A 20,644-nucleotide genomic window follows, 5' to 3' on the forward strand; every position below is an offset into this window, starting at 1 on the left:
ACATATGAAACTTTAATATAATATGCCGTTTTGTTTCACTATTTAACAGAAGTTTGCTTTTTGTATTGAGATGGTGACATGCCTTGAAGGCGAGAAAAGGTGTGAGTAAAGGAGGATTGACCGGAAAAACCAGCCAGTTCTGCAACCTGTCCAAGGCTTAAATTACCTTGTTCAATAAGGTGTCGAGAGCGGTCGATACGCTTTCCTAAAACATATTGGTGAGGGGTAATGCCCATTTGATCTTTGAATAGCATGTGGAATTGGCTTTCGCCCAAGAACACACTGCCTGCAAGCTGCGCGACTGAGATCTTATTAGCCAAGTGTTGTTCGATGTAGCGATCCAACGACTCAAGATCGAAACGCGAATCTTTAATCGAGGTTTCAAATGCCGAGATGTGTCTTTGCATCAACGCAATCACCGTGTCATTACAAGCTCGACTCAACAACAGATCATCAGGACTGGCCTGCATCTCTTGCACCAACATATGGATAAGCTTTTGAATTTGCGCGTCTAATTGGAAGTAGACGTTCGATGATTCTAACTGATTGATCTTCTCTAGCATCAGAGGGTCATCATCCGTTGGCACTGGCATATTGAGTACTAGGATGTCCGACTGGCCAACCACACCACCGAAAGCATGATCAGAGCTCGCCGTTACCACACAACCTTGACCTGGGCCGACAAGATTGCCTTTACCGCTCACTTCAAATTCAGCCTGACCTTTTAAACCAATCACCACCTGCGAATAATGATGATCGTGACAGTCCATATGCGAAGGCAAAGTAATGATCTCCGCAGGGCGAGGGCCAGTAAGGCTTAGCGGGGACAAGTCAAAGTTCGGAAAGGGTAACGGTTTAGGCATAACATCAAAATACTCAGGTCGACATAGTAAGAATAATACTCTGAAATCTGCAGAAGATGAATTTGTAAATGATCATGAGAGATGTTTTCTCTTCTTCAAAGAAAGATCATTATTGATAACCACGTGATCATGTCTCCGGAAGTATGATCAAGTGAGCCCAAACTACGGGCTTTGTAAAGTCAACCTTCCAATCTTTAGGCCACTCTTGCTTGTTCCAAGAGCAAATAAATCTGAGCACCAAAAGTCAAAGCAAGTCACAAATGGAAACCAAATGACTACACCATAACGACAATATTTTCTTATATAGCTCAATTATTTCGGTGTAAATATGTAAAAAGTGTATCCGAAGTACCGAAACTTAGCTTTTGAGTAGATTGGAGGGCAATAAAACGGTATAAAGACGGGTACTGTGTTAATTGCTAATAACTAGTGACTGACAACTAGGAAGTAGACACTTTATTAACGAGCCAATTTTAAATATACAAGTTGCAGGGACCTATGACTAACTTTCGAATTTCAGCGCTTTTACTTGCGCTATCCCCACTTTGGGTATCTGCATCGTTATCAGCTGAAGAACTGAATCAAGTCGATCCCGTTTCAGCTATCGATGCAAAGCTAACAGAGAAAAACTCAGATATTGAGCGTATTTCAGCGACCAAAGTATCGGCAACTGAGACCTTAAAACAACTACAAAACCAGAACAGTAAGTTGTTACGTGAAGGTGAAGAGTTAAAGGCAAAACGTAACCGAGCTAAATCTGTACTCGACAAACAATACAGTCGCTTACTTGACGATCCAGAAACGGATCTGGTTTCTTTTCAGAAAGGATACCAAGATGCTTGGGCTGCGGTTAAAGAGAATCAATCGTCTCAGCTAGATAATCAGCAAGCGATGAATGAGAACGAAATTTACCTTTCTCAAATTAAGCAAAAGCAAGCTCGTTTGAATAATGAGCTGGCTAACTTGAAAGAATCAAAAGTTGAAGCTCGCGTTAAACGTATTGCAACAGAACTTCGTGAAAGTGCCGTTCTTGAAACGAGCTACACCACCACATGTTCATCAACAATGACACTGGGTGAGTGTATTGCTCAAGGTAAACACCTGACGAAGCAGAAAGCAGTACAAAACTTCAAGAGCAAATTACTTGAACAGCTCACAGAAAGCACGCTAGCGAAGCAAAACTTACAAGGTGTTCAATTGAACATTCATGTTCAAGACAGCCAAGCAATCAAGAGCGGTTTCTCTGGAAACAACTCTTACTTTGTGCAGATGCAAGCTCAACTTCAAGCAAAACCAGAAGCGATTGCAGCATGTAACTTATTGAACGTTTCAACTCGCTACTGTTTAACGGACAGCGACGTTAAGGTTACAAAGAAGAGCGACAAGCAGTGGGCAAACGTGATGGTACGTTCTGATCAGTACAATGACTCAGTCACTATCAACGGCATTAAATACGGCAGCACACCCCTAGAGGTTTCGCTACCGAGCGGTCGTCACCAAGTAACCATTTCAAAAGAAGGTTACGAATCATACAACCGCACAGTGACTATCAACGGCAGCGATACTATTTGGGTGAAACTCCTTCCTAGTAAAGAAAATGAAATCTAAATATATAAAGCTAAGCCTGATATAAATAGCCGTGCCTATTTCACAAAGCTGAATGAATACTCGCCATCTTGTTTGTAGTTATAGAAAGTAGCTTCAAACGAAATGGCGTTTTCGTTAGAATATTCAATTAACCTAAATTACGACTGAAGTAGCCCAACATGCGCCAAGGTTTTCCTACTCTATTATTTGCACTTGCTCCATGCTTAATGACGCCTGCTGTTTTCGCTGAAGCGACATCTCCAGCAATCACGTCATCAGTCATCGACATTGAAAGCTCTCTTTTCGAAGAACATGCCAGTTTAACGGCTATCGAGAAGAAGATGGCGGACAAACAAAATCAAGTCGACAACCAAGCAGAGCAAATGGCACGTCAAGCCAAGTTATTAGCTCAATCAGAGCAAAAACTCGCAACGGCGAAAACTAGCCTAGAGCAAGATTACACTCGCATGATTGATGAGCCAGATTTCGATATCTCACCAGCTCAAAACCGCTTTCAAGATGCCTGGAAATCGGTAAAAGAGCACAAGCTTACGATTTCGGATTCAGAGCAAAAGCTTCAAAGCTTAGTGATGGAACTAGAGGCCATCAAAGCCGAAAAATCGGCTGTAGAAATGTCTATCGCCCATTTGAATCAAGACAAACTAAGAGCAAGAGCTGAGAGATTAAGAAGCGAGGTCACTCAAACACAAGAACATACTGTTAGCTTTACCAACCGCTGTAGCAGCGACATGACGTTAGCTCAATGTTCAGACCAAACGGTGGCTTTGACACTTCAAAAAGCAGTAAAACAATTTCAAAATAGCCTTGTATCCAACGCGACAGAATCAAAAATAGTAAAAGAACACCTAGCGTCTGCATCTTTGAATATTCACGTTCTACAACACAGCGTGAAATCATCTGGCTTCTCCGAAGATAACCGTTACCGAGCAGTGGTTGCTGCGAATTTAGAAACTCGTCCAGATAAGAACACTCCTTGCCGCTTACTTGGCATTCAATCCTCAAACTGTTTCGATCAGAGCGATCTGCAAGCCGATGATCAGCAGAAAGAAGTTGCTTGGGTTAACTTGGTGGTTCGTTCAAATCAATATAATGACAAGGTTTCTATCAATGGTGTGAACTATGGCAGCACACCGGTTGAAGTGATGCTACCTACAGGGCAACACATGGTTACGATTGAGAAAGAAGGTTACCTTTCTTTCCACCAAGAGCTGAAAATAGCCCGAGATCACAACCTAAGAGCAGTATTACAAGCGAAGCAGAACTCACTGAATGTGGGGACTAAGTTTGCTGACCCAATGGGCAATGGTGCTCAAAGTCCAGAAATGATTGTGGTTGGATCTGGGACTTACCTACTCGGTGAAAATAACGCTGAGCAAGTCACGATCAAACAGCCATTTGCATTAGCGGCAACCCCAACTCGTGTTCAAGATTTTAAAGCATTTGTGAAAAATACGGGTTACCAGACAGACGCAGAGCTGATGAACACTTGTGATACCTTCGTGAATGCAGAAATCACGACTGTGTCAGACAATGACTGGAAAGCTCCTGGTTTCAAGCAAGTCGATAACTCACCCGTTGTATGCGTCAGCCAAAGCGATGCGAAAGCGTACACACGTTGGTTATCTAAAAAAACAGGCTTTACTTACCGCCTACCAACACAACAAGAGTGGGAAGCGGCGGCAAGAGCGGGTCAAGATACCAGCTTCTGGTGGGGCAACAAATTCCGTTCAGGTAGAGCTAATACTGGTTGGTCTGGTACACAGTGGTCAAACGTCAGTACTTCTCCTGTAAAATCATTCTTGCCAACGCCAACGGGTTTCTACGACATGGTAGGTAACGTTTGGGAATGGACTGCAACCCAAAAAGGCATCGCTAAGGGGGGCGCGTGGAGCTTCTCTCCTGAAGAGGCAAAAGTGTTTGCTGAACTGTACGTTTCGCCTTCTACTGCCGCTAACTACTTAGGATTCCGAGTATTACGAGAGCTATAAGCTCTTGGTATTCCTCAAAGCCCTCAAATATTTACCTTAGATTCTCCTAGTATCAGGTTGAGTCAGTGTTTATAGGAGAATTCCCTCCTTATATTCGATCTCGCCTAGGAGTAAATTCGTCGATAGAGTAGTAAGTCACTCTGGGTATCTATCTGATACCTCAGCTTAATTTACATGACCCTCGTAAATTAAACTGGAAATCTTCTACGTGTCGACAAGGTATATCTTGTCTTTGGCCAGCCCTTCTTCAGGCTGGTTTTTTTTTGCTTTTTTCTCATCCTTTTTGCTTAGCTATTGATCAATAAAGGCACACTTAAACAACATACCGTTCAACCATTAATCACACTCCATTTTTGATGCATAACTCGACTTCTAATTGTCATTGCAGCTCTATAAGAAACTGATATCATTGCAATGCTTCCTCTTACGAGATAAAACCTTGCCGAATCCCCTCAACTCCATACATCGTTCTTTATTTGAACAACTTCCAGGTTGCTGGGGGTGCAAAGATACTGACTCTGTCTTCGTGTATGCCAACCTTGCTTACAACCAATTAATTGGCTTAAAACCCAACGAAACTTGTACGGGCTTAACCGATTTCGATATGCCTAGTCAAACAACCGAATGCGCGCAGGATTTCAGGGCTCAAGACAAACATGTAATGGATACACGCAGTACTCTTAAAATCCTCGATATTCACCCTTATCCAGACGGACGCTGGCACGCCCATATTTTTACTAAAACCCCTTGGCTTGATGGGAATGGCGAAGTTCAAGGCACCATTTTTTATGGTCAAGAACTCACCGACACCGCCATCTTAGAAGTAGGCCATTGGGTGTGTCAGGCAACTTGCGAAAAAGACAATCAAGTGTCCATTGCAGGATCAAAGCCACGCATATCAAAGCTCAAAAAGCGACTGACTTCGCGAGAATCAGAAGTGCTGTTCTTGCTGCTATTCGGCAAGAAACCACAGTACATCGCGTCTACGTTGAACATTTCAATCAAAACAGTCGAAGGGCATGTCGCCAGGTTGAAACAGAAATTTGATGCGCGCAGTAAAAGCCGGTTGATTGAGTATGCGTTGGACTCGGGGCTAGGCTCTATGATCCCAGAAACCCTGCTTAAAAAGCAGATCTCCGTTGTTCTGCACAGTGACTAGATATTGGTTTGATGAGATGCAGACAAAAAAATACCGTTGATAAGTCTAATCAACGGTATTTTTGGATCAGTTAAGCAGTTAAGCAAATTAAGGCGCTAGGCGGTCGATATCCCAACGGCTATCTTGGCGTGAGAACAAGAAGCGATCATGCAAGCGGTGCTCTCCACCTTGCCAAAACTCAATGCTATCCACACGCACACGGAAGCCACCCCAGAAAGAAGGCACAGGAATCTCTCCTTTCGCGAACTTCTGTTTAAGCTCTAGATATTTACCTTCTAAAATCCCACGAGCAGAGATACGGCTACTTTGCTTACTTGCAATTGCGGCCAATTGGCTCTCTTTTGGTCGTGACGAGAAGTACTTCATATTTTCCATTGCTGTCAGTTTTTCAGCCGTGCCCGTAATATGAACTTGTCGCTCAAGAGGGTGCCAAGGGAAATGCAAACTGATTTTGCTATTGTGCTCTAGCTGATGCGCTTTACGGCTACCTAAGTTGGTGTAAAAAACGAAGCCGTCTTTATCAACATTCTTTAGCAGAACAATTCGCTGGAATGGCTGACCATTTTCATCAACCGTAGCAACTGTCATGGCAGTAGGGTCCGTCAACTTAGCTTCAATAGCTTGCTCTAGCCATAGATTGAATTGCTCAATCGGGTCTGCGGCTAAGTCTTTACGTCTCAATCCACCCTTAGCGTATTCGCGACGAATATCGGTCAGTTCCATTTGGTTGCTCCTTTCAATTTTTTTTGATTTTGCGCTGTAATCCTTTGAAACACAAGTCTAAGCCATGGTTTTGTCTCACAGAAGGTGCTCTGTGTTAACAAGATCTCGGTACTCTATCCATCATATTGATAATCTTTATACAAACCGATGACATGCTGAGATCCTAGTGACTAAGATACTGCTTAACATAATGACTCCCTTCGTTTTATTCTCATTGTTATTGGGGGCTATTGGGCTGAGCGCAACTCATTTTTTGGCAGTACAATTTCAAGAAAAAGTGGTCACTCAAAAGCTCAACGAAGCAGCCAATAAAGCGAACCTACAAATCGACTCTGAACTGGATAAATTCAAACAGATCCCTGATTTGCTCAGCCATGACCCACGTCTGCTCTCTTATTTTGACTCATCACCACAAACAGACAAGATTTCCGCGGCGCAGCTCAATCAATTGCTATTTGAATGGTCTAATCAAAGCCAAGCTGACACCATCTATATTCATGACCCAAGCGGTACTGTGGTCGCTTCCAGTAATTACCAGAAGCTCGGTACTTTCGTGGGTGAGAACTTCTCGTTTCGTCCTTATTTTGCGTCCGCGATTGAAGGTAACAGCACACACTATGTCGCACTGGGTGCTCGCTCCAACGTACGCGGTTACTTTTTGTCTTCGCCCCTGTATATAGAGAATGACATTGTTGGGGTTATCACCGTTAAAGTGAGTCTAGAGAACCTTGAAAACATCCTAACCAGCGATGATTTTGAGATTGTGGTACTCGACTCTAACCAAGTGGTTTTTCTCTCCAGCCAAACTCAGTGGCTTTATCACTCGTTGTTGCCATTAAGCCAGAAGCAACAAACCGATATCGCCCTGCAGCGCCAATACGGTCAAAGCGAAATTTCGATCATAGAAGCTTTTCGCTCTTCCAACTATCAACAACAAGTTAACGACGCCAATCAGCCCAACAACATTCAACCAAATCGAGTACAAAGAGAACTCACGGCAAACCGATTGTTTAAACTTGGGCCGTTCAATCTTTACCCCGCAACCTTCAGTAACAATCAGTGCCAAGTTGTCGCATTAAAAAAGGCCGAAGCAGAACTTATTAAAGTGCTGCAGATCGATGTCATCTTCGTGGTGATTTACAGCTTGGTGATGCTCATCGCGTGGTCGTGGCGACAGACTTACGTCGCGAAAGTGGCGCTAACCCGGCTCAACCAAAACCTAGAACAAACCGTTAATAAACGTACTCACTATTTGAAGAAATCCAATCAACAACTTCAGCAAACCATTTTTCAATACCAAGCATCGCAGTTAAAGCTGAAGCAGACAGAACAAGAGCTGACCCAAACAGCAAAATTAGCGGTACTCGGAGAGCTGTCAGCCAGCATTAACCACGAAATCAACCAACCGCTTGCAGCGCTTCGAACCTACAGTGAGAACAGCTTAAAGCTGCTAGAAATGGAACGGACAGATTTGGTCAAAAGCAATCTCGATAAGATGATTGCTTTGAATACCTCAATTACCGACATCATCGCGCGTCTTAAAGTCTTCACTCGTAAGGTCACCAAGCAAGAACATCACGTCGCAAACCTGCATCAATCGATCAACAACGCGACCAGTATTCTTAGTGCGCTAATGATCAAACAAGGCATCACGCTAAGGTTAAGCACAGTGCCAAATCACATTAATATTGCCATTCATCCAACCGAACTTGAGCAAGTACTGGTGAATCTAATTCACAACGCGACCCAAGCGCTTCAACAACAAGTTCTTGAACAGAAAATCTTGCAGGAGCAACAAAACCTGGAAAACGTTGACCAACCGGCCAGCCCACAGATAGGCATCGAATGGCAACTGCATCATAACTCTTGTCAGCTGATCATTTGGGACAACGGAATTGGCATGCCGGACGATAAGCTAGAACAGCTGTTCAACCCATTTTTTACCACTAAACCGGAAGGCTTAGGGCTAGGGCTTTCAATATCGAAACGGATTATTGAAGCTTATCACGGCACGATCAGCGCCAACCGATTAGAGCCTTCAGGCATGGTATTCTCGCTAAACATCCCGTTATATAACGATAAGGGCTAACGTGCCGTTGTTATCGTTGATTAGAAAATGAATTTTACATACTGCTAATTTCACACATAGCTAACCTCACATACTGTTAAGGATTCGACTTTTGCACCCTCTGCCTAAACTCTATTTTGTCGATGATGAACCCGCCATTCGAGACTCCGTAGAACAAGCCATGCTCATTGAAGGCATCGATATTACCTGCTTCCCCAATGCCATTGAGGCACTAAAGAGAATAGATGTGACGCAAGCTGGGATTGTCATTACCGATATTCACATGCCAGTGATGGATGGTATTCAATTGACACAAAAGCTGCTGAATCAAAACCCTCATTTTCAGGTCATCGTACAGACAGGCCATGGGGATGTGCAAACAGCCGTATCCGCAATGAAAGCTGGCGCTTATGATTTTTTGGAAAAACCGTTTGTGGTCGATGCCCTGCTGACCGCAGTAAAAAAAGCATCGGATAAGCTGGCACTGGTTGAAGAGAATAATCTATTACGTAAAGAGTTGGCGGTACAGAATCAGGTGGGTCCAAAGTTGATTGGTCAATCGCCATCAATGCAGACATTACGCCGAGAACTGATCTCTCTAGATACCAAAACTAACCCACTTCTACTGTTCGTCGGCGATTTAGGAACGGGTAAAAGGGTCACGGCGCAGTACACGCACGATCTTCACAGCCATCAAGCCGCAGAGCTTTGCCCTGTTGCTGCGTTTAATTTGCCACGCAGTGACGAAGCGACATTCCATCAGTTTGTTTTGCAACTGTTCTTGAAACATCAGGGTGGGACACTTTATATCCATGAAACAGAAGCATTAACTCAAGACCAATGGCAGTGGCTAGCGAACCTAAAACCCACTCTACTTCGTGAAAACTCATGCAAGACCAGTGCAACTTGTATCATTTTAGCAACCACAATACTTCCTACTACAATGGTAAGTGAGTTCCGTCGATTTGATTTGCTACCGCTAGCGCAACGAACAGAAGATATTGGTTCTTTGTTTAAACATTTTGCTCGTGGTGCGGCAAGTCGATATCAGTTACCCCCTCCGGTGATTACAGAAAAAGAGGTTCAACGATTGATCGCCACTCACTGGAGTGAAAATATTCGACAGCTTCGCCAACATGCAGAGCTCAGAGTGTTGACTAAACCCAAGCTGGCATCGCTTGAATCAGAGCCTAATCATAATCAAGAGCAAAGCGACAAAGACCACATCGTTCTAAAGACTGAAGAGCAACAACTGTCATTAAGCCAACGAACCGATAGCTTTGAGCAAATCCTCTTGATAGAGGCACTACATCGTCATCAAGGGCGCTTAAAAGAGGTACAGCAAGAGCTGCAAGTATCGCGAAAAACGCTTTATGACAAGCTGAGAAAGCACCAACTTGATAAAACAGATTTCAAAAAACAATAAGAGTTAAAAAATATATAAATTCAAAGATTTAAAGGAGCAAAGCCTTAACATTTATCAAAAGTAAGAATACACTCACAAAGCTTGCACTTTTATTTAGCGAACAAGGACTGTTATGAGTCAGAAAAATTTCAGCAAATTGAATGAGACCGAACTTGAGTATGTCGATGACAAAACAGCGGCACTGCTCCTCAATACGCCCACCAGTGCGCGTATTATGTTGTGGGTTATCGTTCTGTTTTTTGTCGCTGCTATTGGTTGGTCTGCTTGGGCTGAAATCGACAAAGTGACTGTTGGCCAAGGCAAGGTGATCCCTTCCTCTCAGATTCAGGTGGTGCAAAACCTTGAAGGTGGTTTGGTTAAAGAAATTTTAGTCAAAGAAGGGCAACGAGTTCAAAAAGGGCAACAATTACTATTAATAGATGACACTCGATTCCGCTCTGACTTTCGTGAACGTGAGCAACAAGTTGCGAACTTAACGGCTAATGTACTCATGCTGTCCGCCTCACTGACCAGTGTGGTTATCAATGAAGAATTCTCAGTAAAAGAGTGGAAAAAAAGTGTCTTACTCGATTATGGTAAACTCGCCTTCCCACCACTATTCTACGACCTTCACCCCAAATTGGTTAATCGCCAAAAAGCAGAATATCGTCAAGATCTGAATAACCTGAAGAACCAACTTTCCGTTTTTGATCAACAGGTTGGACAGAAGCAACAAGACCTAGTTGAAATAAAAGCGCGTGTTCAGAATTTAAGACAGAGTTACAACTTTGCCCGCCAAGAGCTGGATATTACCAAGCCTCTTGCTGATGAAGGGGTGGTGCCAAAAATTGAACTGCTCAAGCTGCAAAGACAAGTTAACGACACTCGCCGAGAAATGACCTCTAGCGAACTCAAAATCCCTCTTCTACGTTCAGCAATCAAAGAAGCGATGCTCAGTCGTATCGATGCTGCATTGAACTTCCGATCAGAACAACAAGAGAAGCTAAACCAAGCACAAGATAAGCTCTCTGCAATGACGGAATCAGCGGTTGGCCTTGAAGACAGAGTTAATCGAACTGTAGTAGTTTCTCCAGTAACAGGAACCGTCAAAACGCTTGGTATTAATACCGTAGGCGGTGTTATCCAGCCGGGTATGGACATTGTTGAGATTGTACCAACTGAAGATTCCCTATTAGTTGAGGCGAAAATTGCTCCACAAGATATCGCATTCCTCCGTCCAGAATTGAGCGCTGTGGTTAAATTCAGTGCCTATGACTTTACTAAATATGGTGGTTTAGTGGGTGTGTTAGAACACATCAGTGCTGACACCACTCAAGATGAAGAAGGCAATAGTTTTTACATCGTGCGTGTTCGTACCGAGAAGTACAGCTTTGGGGCTAATGAAGAGCTGCCTATCATTCCTGGTATGACCGCTTCTGTCGATATCATCACCGGCAAAAGAACCGTGCTTGAATATATGTTGAAGCCAATTTTGAGTGCTCAAAACAATGCACTAAAAGAGTAAGGACGGTTAATGCTTGATAACGTCTTCCTACGAGCAGTGAAAAAACAAGAGCAGCAGCAATGAAGTCTCGGTTTTCGTTATTGCTACTGTTCCTTACCTCTTTTACTTCCGGGGCACTGAACAAGAGTGACCAAAGGTGGATCGACGCAGTCTCTGTAACCTACGGAGAAAGAGCAGGGAAGCGAGTGTCGACATGGCGCTCAAATATGACGTCGTACGCAGGGTTAAGTGAAAAAGAGAAACTCGATTCGGTAAATCGGTTCTTCAACCAAATGTACTTTGTCGATGACAGTATACTTTGGGGAAAGAATGACTACTGGGCGACACCGCTGGAATTTTTGGGCAGTAACGCGGGTGACTGTGAAGATTTCACTATCGCAAAATACTTCTCTTTACTTGAACTCGGCGTCCCAGATAAGAAATTACGATTAGTGTATGTAAAAGCACTTGAGTTAAACCAATTCCATATGGTGTTGGCTTACTACTCTACACCCAGTGCAGAACCACTAATTTTAGACAACTTAAACCCTGAAATAAAACGCGGCTCCAAGCGCAGAGATCTACGACCGATATACAGCTTCAATGGTAAAAACCTATGGTTAATCAAGTCGGCGGCAGGCAGCGGCAAGTTATCAGGAAAATCTTCAAGATTGAGCTTATGGAACGACTTACGTTCGCGTGAGCGCTCTCTAAAATTAAACAAACCCATTATCAATTACGATGAGTAGGTACAATGACTTTATATAAACAGCTTGTGGTCGGAATGGTTGCGGTTTTCATATTACTGATGACCTCAGTTTTTATGATCGAATTCAATACCACCCGTGACTACTTAGAAGAGCAGCAACGCTCTGAAGTAAATAATACCATTAATACTGTTGGACTGGCGCTCGCCCCTTACCTCGAAGAAAAGGATCAAGTGGCTGTAGAGTCTGTTATCAACGCACTGTTTGATGGTAGTTCTTACTCTGTCGTACGATTGATTTTTTTAGACACAGGAGATGATATTCTTCGTTCATACCCTGTGAAACCAAGTGGTGTCCCACAATGGTTTACCAACCTGAATTTGTTTAAACCGATTCATGATCGCCGCGTGATTACCAGTGGTTGGATGCAACTTGCTGAAGTTGAGATAGTGAGCCACCCAGGCCCAGCCTATACTCAGCTTTGGGAGGCATTTACACGGCTAGTGACCTTCTTTGGAGCGATTTTCTTACTGGGTTTGATCTCGATTTCATGGATACTCCAACGAGCACTACGTCCGCTGTCATTAATCATAAAAAAAATGGATCAAATCGCCAAAAATCAGTTCGGTGAGCCTCTGGTTCGCCCTAAAACAAAAGACCTCATCTTAGTCGTCGACGGTATTAACCACATGTCGACTCAAGTTGAACTTGCATTTAAGAGCCAAGCACAAGAAGCGCAACGACTTCGTGAACGCGCGTATATCGATCCTGTATCTCAGTTAGGTAACCGTGCTTACTACATGTCTCAACTAACTCAGTGGTTAGAAGAGTCTAGTTTAGGTGGTCTGGCGGTGCTAAAAGCCGAATTTATTAGTGAAGAATATGATGACAAAGGCTATCAAGAAGGCGATGCCTTAGTTCACCAATTAGCTGAACAGCTACAGGCTTCTATTTCATCTCCAGATATTACTATCGCTCGTATTTCTAGTGATGAGTTTGGCTTCATTATGCCGAACATTGATGAAAATGAACTGAAACTCGTCGCGAGCAGCATCGTAAACTGCATTCAAAATCTAGGTTCAGATCCAACAGGTATGGCAAATCCACACATAGCTCTCGGTGTGACATACAGCAAGAAACGTAAAACCAGTACTGAAATCATGTCTTTGGTCGATAACGCACTGTCTAGCGCGAAAGCTAACCGTGAGCTCGCTTACGGTTACGTAACTGCTGACGACCATGGCGCTGTAATGGGTAAACAGCAATGGCGCATGTTGGTCGAAGAAGCAATCATCAATGACCTAGTAACTTTCCGCTTCCAAGCTGCAAATAATAGTTTTGGCAAAACCTATCACCAAGAAGTGTTCTCTGCGATTGAGAAAGAGGGGGTTCGTTACGGTGCCAACCAATACTTATACGCATTAGAACAGCTTGAAATGAGCCACATCCTCGATCAATACGTTATCGAGAAGATGATTGATAAACTGAATGCAAAAGAGCTTACGAGCCCCGTTGCTATCAATATCTCGCCAAGCAGTATTTCTCAGCCAAGCTTCATCCGTTGGATCGGAAAGTCTCTTGAGAAAAATGCGTCAATCGCTCATCTGTTGCATTTTGAAATTCCAGAAAACTGTTTCGTCAATGTTCCTCACTACACAGCACTATTGTGTAACACCATTCGCAACGCTGATGCGGTGTTTGGTGTCGATAACTATGGACGCAACTTCCAATCACTCGATTACATCAACGAGTACCGCCCTAGCTATGTGAAGCTGGATTACCTATTTACTCATAACCTTGATGACGAAAAACAGAAATTTACGTTAACGTCTATCTCAAGAACGGCTCATAACCTTGGTGTGACGACTATTGCGTCACGAATTGAAACTCAGACTCAGTTAGATATTTTGTCTGATAACTACGTAGAAGTGTTCCAAGGCTTCATTGTTGATAAATAGTTGTAAGGTTATATCGCATGCAAGATCCACTATTAAACTCACTGATCTACGTTAGTCGGTATTACGGGTTAGCCAACTCGCCCGAAGCGTTGATCAATGGGCTACCACTCTCTGATGGAAAGCTAACCCCTTTCCTATTCCCTCGCTCTGCCGAGCGTGCGGGGTTAGTGGCCAAAGAAAACCGTTCCGATCTAGAAAACATCCCTCACTTAATTCTGCCAGCCGTATTGTTACTCAAGCAAGGTGAGGCTTGCGTTCTTAATAGTATCGATATTGAGAAGCAAGAAGCCGAAATCATCACAACGGAAAGTGGGATGATGCCAATCGTCATCCCTATCGAAGAATTGAAAGAGCAATTCATCGGCCGTTACTTCTTAGTAAAGAAACAATTCCGTTATGATGAACGCTCACCAGAAATTTTAAAAACGCGCGAAGGTCACTGGTTTTGGAGCACGATTTGGCAATCTAAAAAAATCTATCGTGATGTGCTGATCGCATCAATTCTAATCAACCTTTTCGCTATTGCAGCTCCAATGTTTACTCGTTTGGTGTACGACAAAGTGGTACCAAACCTTGCGTTTGAGACGCTATGGGTACTCGCGAGTGGTATTTTTGTCGTCTTCCTCTTTGACTTACTTTTAAAGTTAATGCGAAGCTACTTTATTGACGTTGCGGGTAAGAAATCCGATATCCTGATTTCATCTAAGTTGTTCAGTAAGGTGCTCGGGATTCGTATGGAAGCGAAGCCTGCTTCTGTCGGTGCTTTTGCTAAAAACCTGCAAGAATTCGAGTCAATCCGTGAGTTCTTTACTTCGGCAACAATAGGCTCATTAATCGATTTGCCATTCGCTCTTATGTTCTTGGCGTTAATTTGGTTAATGGCTGGCAACCTTGTGTTTGTTCCTGTCGTTGGCGTGGTGATACTGATCATCTATGCGTTGTTAATACAAGGCCCGCTGCGTCGTACCATTGAAGAAGGCTCTCGCCTTGCTTCTCAGAAGTACGCAAACTTAATTGAGAGTTTAGCGGGGCTAGAAACCGTTAAGCTATTCAGCGCTCAAAGCCAGTTCCAATTCCGCTGGGAAGAAGCTGTTGCGCACATGGCGAACTGGAATATCAAGAGTCGTCGTATTACCGATAGCATCCAAAATACTGCTGGCTTTGTTCAACAAAGTACCAATGTGGGAATGATTATTTTTGGTGTGTACCTAATGGCAGAAGGCACTCTTACAATGGGTGGCTTGATTGCCGCTACTATGTTGAGTGGTAGAGCAATTGGTCCTCTTGTCCAGTTATCATTGCTTTCTACGCGTTATAACCAAGCGAAGTCATCAATGACCTTGATTGAACAAGTCATGTCGATGCCCAGTGAACAAGAGGAAGGTAAGCGATACATCCACCGTCCGATTATTCAAGGGCATATCGCGCTTGATAAAGTAACATTCCATTACCCTGATTCGCCAATCGCGTCTATAAGAGACCTGACTCTTAATATTAGTCCAGGTGAAAAGGTCGCGATTATTGGGCGAATTGGTTCAGGTAAAAGCACACTTGAACGCCTGATTATGGGCCTGTATAAGCCCACAGAAGGTCATGTTCGCATTGATGACACCGATATGGAACAACTTCACCATGTCGACGTACGACGCAATATAGGCTGTGTGCCGCAGGACAGTAACCTATTCTATGGCACGGTAAGAGACAACATTACCTTGGGACGCCCGTTGGTTGACGATCGTGATGTCATGGATGCTGCCAACCGTGCAGGTGTAACCGCTTTTACTCAGCAAGATCCGGCAGGCTTAGAACGCCAAGTAGGTGAAGGTGGTGGTTTACTCTCAGGAGGTCAACGTCAGTCGATAGCCATAGCTAGAGCCTTCCTAGGGCGCCCTCCTGTATTATTGATGGACGAACCTACCAGCGCTATGGATAACCGTTCAGAGATGCACATTAAGCATCAGCTGAGCCAGCTGTTACCTAGTGAGACTTTGATTCTTATCACCCACAAAACGTCGATGTTGGATATCGTAGATAGAGTGATTGTGATGGAGAAAGGCAGCATTATTGCCGACGGACCAAAATCACAAGTTCTGTCAGACTTAAAGCAAGGAAAGGTAAAAGCGGCAAGTTAAAGCGCTCATGTGACTTAAAGAATCAAACTAAATCAATATCAGCAAAAACAAAGGGGGAGCATCAGCTCCCCCTTTCTTATTTGTTCTAATGAGTGAAAACGGCTCGAACCGCTCTATTCTGTCTTGGGCAATTTCAGAGTCGCTCAATTACAATGAGATATCTTCTTTCTCCATTTTGAAAGAACATTGAATTTCATATTGATTGAACGAGAAAACACTGCCGCCGTGCGTTCTCTTAGTCGTCACCATCTCATCACCAAACAAAACAGATACACGGGTGTACACTTTCTCGTGCGCCTCTACTGTGCACTCGGCAAGGTTTGTCTCAAATTCAGCTTCGAGTGTATCCAACTGCGATTTAGTCTTCTCTATCGCTTGATTGTTTTTTTCCCGTTGCTGCTCAATCTCCAACGCTTGCTCTTCGCTTCTTTCCGCTTTTGGTCGCTTCTTAAATTCGAGTTCTTGACGGATGACGTCCATGGTTTGTTCTTGAGCGTGCTTATAAATCTCCTTCAGTTGAGCTATCTTTTTTTGATATCCCTCGAAGCGAGCAAAACCATGAACCTTAGTTGCTGTATCCCCTTCAACGCCTAAGAAAACACATTCCACTTTACCGCCGACTTTAGCTTCACCGCCACTAAGTGTGCCATGCTTCTTAAAGGTATCCATCACAATGAGGTTGTTGCCACAACGAATGTCGTTACTCATGCTATGTAGATTGAGTAGAATGTCATTGCCGGTTTGCAGTTCAGTATTCTGTGCGTAGCTTGCTGTGATAGAGCCTTTGCTAAGTACCTTACAGCTTTTTGGCTCATCCTCTTTGGTCGTATGACCAATAATTCCTTTCGCGACTTTTATATCCCCCTGAGCCTGAACTTCTGCAGATTCAATAAAGCCACCAACAGTAATGCTTCCGGTCGCCTTCACTATCATTCCAGGTTCTATATTCCCAGAGACAAACACATTACCTTTGAATTTAACGTGCCCAGTAGATACGTCGACATTGCTAACACATAAGGCGTCATCCACTTCGATACTTCGCTCTTTAATAATGGGCAGACCAGAGGATGAAGAAAGTAATAAATTAGGGTCGTCAGGGGAAATGTGGGTTCCTTTTCCTGGCTTAATCAAACTGTCTTGGCCCGGAAGGGGTGGGATAATTCGACCTTGGACGGTAAAGCCCGCAATACCTTTGGTGGCAGGAGTACGTTTCATTAGCGGGTCATTCTGGCCAACGGTAATGGTTTCGCCGAGATCTCGCATATCGATCTTACCGGCGTCTTTACTACGAGGCTTTAATACTTGATGAGTAATATCTTCAACCAATGCTGAAAACTTAGCATCTTTACCCTTCACAGCTGGAGAACCTTTGGCAACGGGCTGAGTAAATTTTTCACCCGGCTTTAGCTTGCTACTCATCATTAAGACTTTTCTAAGTGCTAGCTTATTAATTCCTTTCGTTATGTGAGCCTGAGCCAAGCAATGAATGATATCGCTGCCACGTAATGCCTGCCCATTATATGCCCCAGTTACAACAAGACTTGCGAGCATCTCATCATCAGACAGTTCAACCGTAACACTGGAATTACGAACTTCAGCAATCAATATTCCTTGATAAGCTTCTCCCTTACCTTCTTTAGCAAGAGTGACAAAACGCAGTATCTCTTCTTCGAAAATAAAATAGTTTGATGCGTTCAAAGCTTCTAAGGTTGTTGGTAATGTCTTATTGTCAAAGCTTGCGTTGACCACAAACCCAGACGGCAGACATGCCATCACTTGCTTCCTATCTTCCGACAATGTAACGATGCTATCCCACATTCGAATTGTGTACCCTTAATAACTCTGTTGTTATGCAGTCTATATAATTCGCTCAGTGCTTAGAATCACTACAGTAGAATAATCAGCGTCACATCACTTACTTTCGATGTTGCAAAGGGACTCATAAATAAGACTGACCGATTCTAATCTCTTCTTCACCTTTACAAGAAAAATTCTTTCACGATTTTTCAAACTATGAATATTGGGTACGAGCATAAGATCGCAATACAGCGACGGATCTTCATCACCAAACGATTCGGGATGAATGGATGTGATAATATGAAATTATACCTTCCAAACAACGGCGATGATTAGATCGGTAGAATTGAGATAGGAAATGAGCGTCATGATGGACATGTTCAACAAAGTGAGAAATTGCATAAAGATTGGATAATTGAAATTACATAGGTCATTACATACTGCTGTTCAGTTTACAGTGTAAATCCGGCCTTCTAATTTACACTGTAAATCTAATTAACAGCTCTACATATGCTCTGTCGTTCCAAATTTAGTGACAATCGTTGATCTACCTATTTACAGTGTAAATTTGATAGTAGAGTACCGACATCTTTTCTAAACTGTAGCTCAGCTTGTTTTCGTCCGACTAGATTAAACTGTTCGACACAAGTCCCCCACTCTTTCTGCTGCACGACTTTCGCGATAAGTAAGTCTGAAACAACGAAACCTGTATCGATTATAGCGTCAGGTTCAGCTATGTGAGCTTGATGACCATTACTCTGGAGAATCAAATTCAGGGCACTGAAACCAATGCTGTCGTAACTATTACCACCATCGACATAATTCCTGAGGAGTTGGATTTCAGACTCTGCTATAGATTCCGCTTGCCTTGGCAATAATGCGCGCACCATATCAACCTCGAGAGAAGCCAAAGAACCAGAAGTGAGAAAACAGAAACTACGTTCAAAGTGACTTATCAGATTGTAGATCCAATTCTGTGCGTTTTCATTAAGTGGCTTAACCATCAATACCGAGTGACAGCCGCTTGCTTGATCGCGCTGGTGGCCAATGTGCATAGGTACAAAATCGTTATCGCGCCAGAATGAAATTAATTCACTGGTCGCGCCAAAGCTCGTTGCTAAGTAATCCGCCTGATTAGTTTGCTTTGACAACTGCCCCAACATCCAACGACCAATCCCCGAACCTTGATGACGTGTTGAAACGGCAATACGCATAACTCGAAGGCAACGACTGCTCGCCGCTTGCGTACAACCCAGTTGGTTTGCGAGTAATACTGGAGCTAGGTGACCTTGAGGTCTTCGTTTTCCAAGTTGAATCTGAGCAATCAGATCGCTATCCAACCCACCTTCTTCAGTTACCAACATACAACCTAAACATTCGTTTTTCTGCCAAGCAGCGTACAAACGGATTGCTGGATTGTTGAGAAACTGCATTAGATCGTTTGGTGACGTTTGATAATGAGCGTCAACAAGAAGAGAAAAACATTGCTGTAGCGGCTCCGGATTCGCCAAGCATTCTGCCTTTGATAACTCGACCAAGCTCAGTTGGTTGATTGCCAGATCAGAAAAGCTATCTAACTCATGAATCACCGAGTCACTTAGCGACGCGTCGTTACCAAGCAGGAAGCAATCAAACAACCAGCGCTCTAGTGGATCATTGCGATTCCAACGAATGGGCTGATCGAGCTTAAAACCTTTCCACCCTGGGCGATGATCTGAAAGCCAAGACTCGAACTTAAGTCCAAACCCTCTCCCACTCCCCTCGTATCCGTGAACGGTGGTTGAAAAAACCATACGATGATAAATGCCAACCATAGATTTGAGCATCGGGATTGGAATTGCAGCCGCTTCATCGACTAATAGCAAATCACAATCAGGCTTAGACTTAAGTAATTCATCTGGTGCTACGAATCTTAAACTTCCGCTTTGATAGCAAATGTAAGTAGCGTTGACCACTTCACAGTCTTCTAGGCGTTGACTCGCGTGGGAAAATACAGGCTCGATTGCTTTCACTGAAGGCGCTGTCACGATGATATTTAATCCATGACGCTCAACTAAAAGCTGAGCAGCGGCAATACCCAATGTAGAGCTTTTACCACGCCCTCTATCTGCCGTGAGAACTAAAGGACGTTTACGATGCCCAGACACCACTTTTTTAACCAACTCAACGGCCAGATTTTGCTGTTCAAATTTGTCCAAACTGTTTTCAAAGTCTTGCTTCAGAGGAAGTGCTTTAGTCGCTTGAACAACATCGTCTGTTTCGTTATGTTGTGAAACCGAAATGAGCTTATTGAAATTCTCCTTTAACCAACGTTGGCCAAAGCTCTCGTTATCTTCAGAGTCATCAACTTTTGGCGGCAACACCAACAACAGCCCACCACCGATTAACGAACCTAGTGCAGCGCTAAAACCATTCGCATCAAACTGCTCTCTAAAATCACAAACAAGAACTTGGGACTCACGACCAAGCAATTGTTGGCCTTTTTTGACTGGAGCATGAATCACTCCTTCAAACGGAGTTCCACCAATCTGGAAGTTGCTCGGAGTGTACGAATTTTCAAGGAAGGTTAAAACAGCAGAGTTTTGCCAATCAAAGTCGCCATCAAAGACCACACCGTAACGGTGACCATTGTGTTGGGCAATATTAGAAAGTGTATGCAGAAAAGTATTGGTTGGGTTTGTCATAGTTAGCGTCCAGATTCATCTAAACACAGTTTATCACAGCCAAATAAA

At 43.5% G+C, this 20,644-nt stretch carries 13 protein-coding genes; 9 read left to right on the forward strand and 4 right to left on the reverse strand.

All coding sequences use genetic code 11. The features are described from left to right. Window positions 1-38: 38 nt before the first annotated feature. Window positions 39-863: an AraC family transcriptional regulator gene (locus tag MED222_RS16275; protein WP_009846002.1), complete on the reverse strand. Its 825-nt coding sequence runs from the start codon at window positions 861-863 to the stop codon at window positions 39-41. 498 nt (window positions 864-1,361) lie between these two features. Here MED222_RS16275 and MED222_RS16270 point away from each other — a divergent pair, with 498 nt between their 5' ends. The 3 genes from MED222_RS16270 to MED222_RS16260 all read left to right on the forward strand — a co-directional run bounded on the left by MED222_RS16270 (window position 1,362) and on the right by MED222_RS16260 (window position 5,618). After that, window positions 1,362-2,471 carry a PEGA domain-containing protein gene (locus MED222_RS16270; protein WP_009846003.1) on the forward strand — a complete coding sequence of 370 codons (1,110 nt, stop codon included), beginning with the start codon at window positions 1,362-1,364 and terminating at the stop codon, window positions 2,469-2,471. A gap of 158 nt (window positions 2,472-2,629) precedes the next feature. Further along, a complete protein-coding gene (locus MED222_RS16265; RefSeq protein ID WP_009846004.1) occupies window positions 2,630-4,459 on the forward strand; it encodes a formylglycine-generating enzyme family protein in 1,830 nt (609 codons plus the stop codon). A gap of 376 nt (window positions 4,460-4,835) precedes the next feature. Continuing rightward, window positions 4,836-5,618 (forward strand): helix-turn-helix transcriptional regulator, encoded by a 783-nt coding sequence (locus tag MED222_RS16260; RefSeq protein ID WP_032555102.1) that lies wholly within the window; start codon window positions 4,836-4,838, stop codon window positions 5,616-5,618. 87 nt (window positions 5,619-5,705) lie between these two features. Here MED222_RS16260 and pdxH read toward each other — a convergent pair whose 3' ends face one another. Beyond that, the gene (pdxH, locus tag MED222_RS16255; RefSeq protein WP_009846006.1) at window positions 5,706-6,341 is read right to left on the reverse strand and encodes a pyridoxamine 5'-phosphate oxidase; all 636 of its coding nucleotides are present in this window, start codon (window positions 6,339-6,341) and stop codon (window positions 5,706-5,708) included. 190 nt (window positions 6,342-6,531) lie between these two features. Here pdxH and MED222_RS16250 point away from each other — a divergent pair, with 190 nt between their 5' ends. The 6 genes from MED222_RS16250 (at window position 6,532) to MED222_RS16230 (ending at window position 16,115) form a co-directional block, all read left to right on the forward strand. Further along, window positions 6,532-8,430, forward strand: a complete 1,899-nt coding sequence (locus tag MED222_RS16250; RefSeq protein WP_009846007.1) for a sensor histidine kinase — start codon at window positions 6,532-6,534, stop codon at window positions 8,428-8,430. Window positions 8,431-8,530: 100 nt separating this feature from the next. Next, complete coding sequence (locus MED222_RS16245) at window positions 8,531-9,835, forward strand: sigma-54-dependent transcriptional regulator (RefSeq protein ID WP_032555166.1); 1,305 nt, start codon at window positions 8,531-8,533, stop codon at window positions 9,833-9,835. 112 nt (window positions 9,836-9,947) lie between these two features. Further along, window positions 9,948-11,339, forward strand: coding sequence for an HlyD family type I secretion periplasmic adaptor subunit (locus MED222_RS16240; protein ID WP_009846009.1), 1,392 nt, complete (start codon window positions 9,948-9,950; stop codon window positions 11,337-11,339). Between the two features lie 59 nt (window positions 11,340-11,398). Then, on the forward strand, window positions 11,399-12,067 hold the full coding sequence (locus tag MED222_RS21425) for a transglutaminase-like cysteine peptidase (RefSeq protein WP_012600028.1): 669 nt from the start codon (window positions 11,399-11,401) through the stop codon (window positions 12,065-12,067). Window positions 12,068-12,072: 5 nt separating this feature from the next. Then, entirely contained in the window at window positions 12,073-13,983 is a 1,911-nt protein-coding gene (locus MED222_RS16235; RefSeq protein WP_009846011.1) for a bifunctional diguanylate cyclase/phosphodiesterase, read from the forward strand. Window positions 13,984-14,000: 17 nt separating this feature from the next. Next, complete coding sequence (locus MED222_RS16230; RefSeq protein ID WP_009846012.1) at window positions 14,001-16,115, forward strand: type I secretion system permease/ATPase; 2,115 nt, start codon at window positions 14,001-14,003, stop codon at window positions 16,113-16,115. Between the two features lie 147 nt (window positions 16,116-16,262). Here the strand turns inward: MED222_RS16230 and MED222_RS16225 are convergent, their stop codons facing one another. Together MED222_RS16225 and MED222_RS16220 are read right to left on the reverse strand one after the other, a co-directional pair. Beyond that, window positions 16,263-17,933, reverse strand: coding sequence for a FapA family protein (locus tag MED222_RS16225; RefSeq protein WP_017102241.1), 1,671 nt, complete (start codon window positions 17,931-17,933; stop codon window positions 16,263-16,265). A gap of 530 nt (window positions 17,934-18,463) precedes the next feature. After that, window positions 18,464-20,596 carry a GNAT family N-acetyltransferase gene (locus MED222_RS16220; protein WP_009846014.1) on the reverse strand — a complete coding sequence of 711 codons (2,133 nt, stop codon included), beginning with the start codon at window positions 20,594-20,596 and terminating at the stop codon, window positions 18,464-18,466. Between the last annotated feature and the right edge of the window lie 48 nt (window positions 20,597-20,644).

The sequence above is a fragment of the Vibrio sp. MED222 genome (assembly GCF_000153005.1).
Classification (GTDB): Bacteria; Pseudomonadota; Gammaproteobacteria; order Enterobacterales; family Vibrionaceae; genus Vibrio; species Vibrio tasmaniensis_A.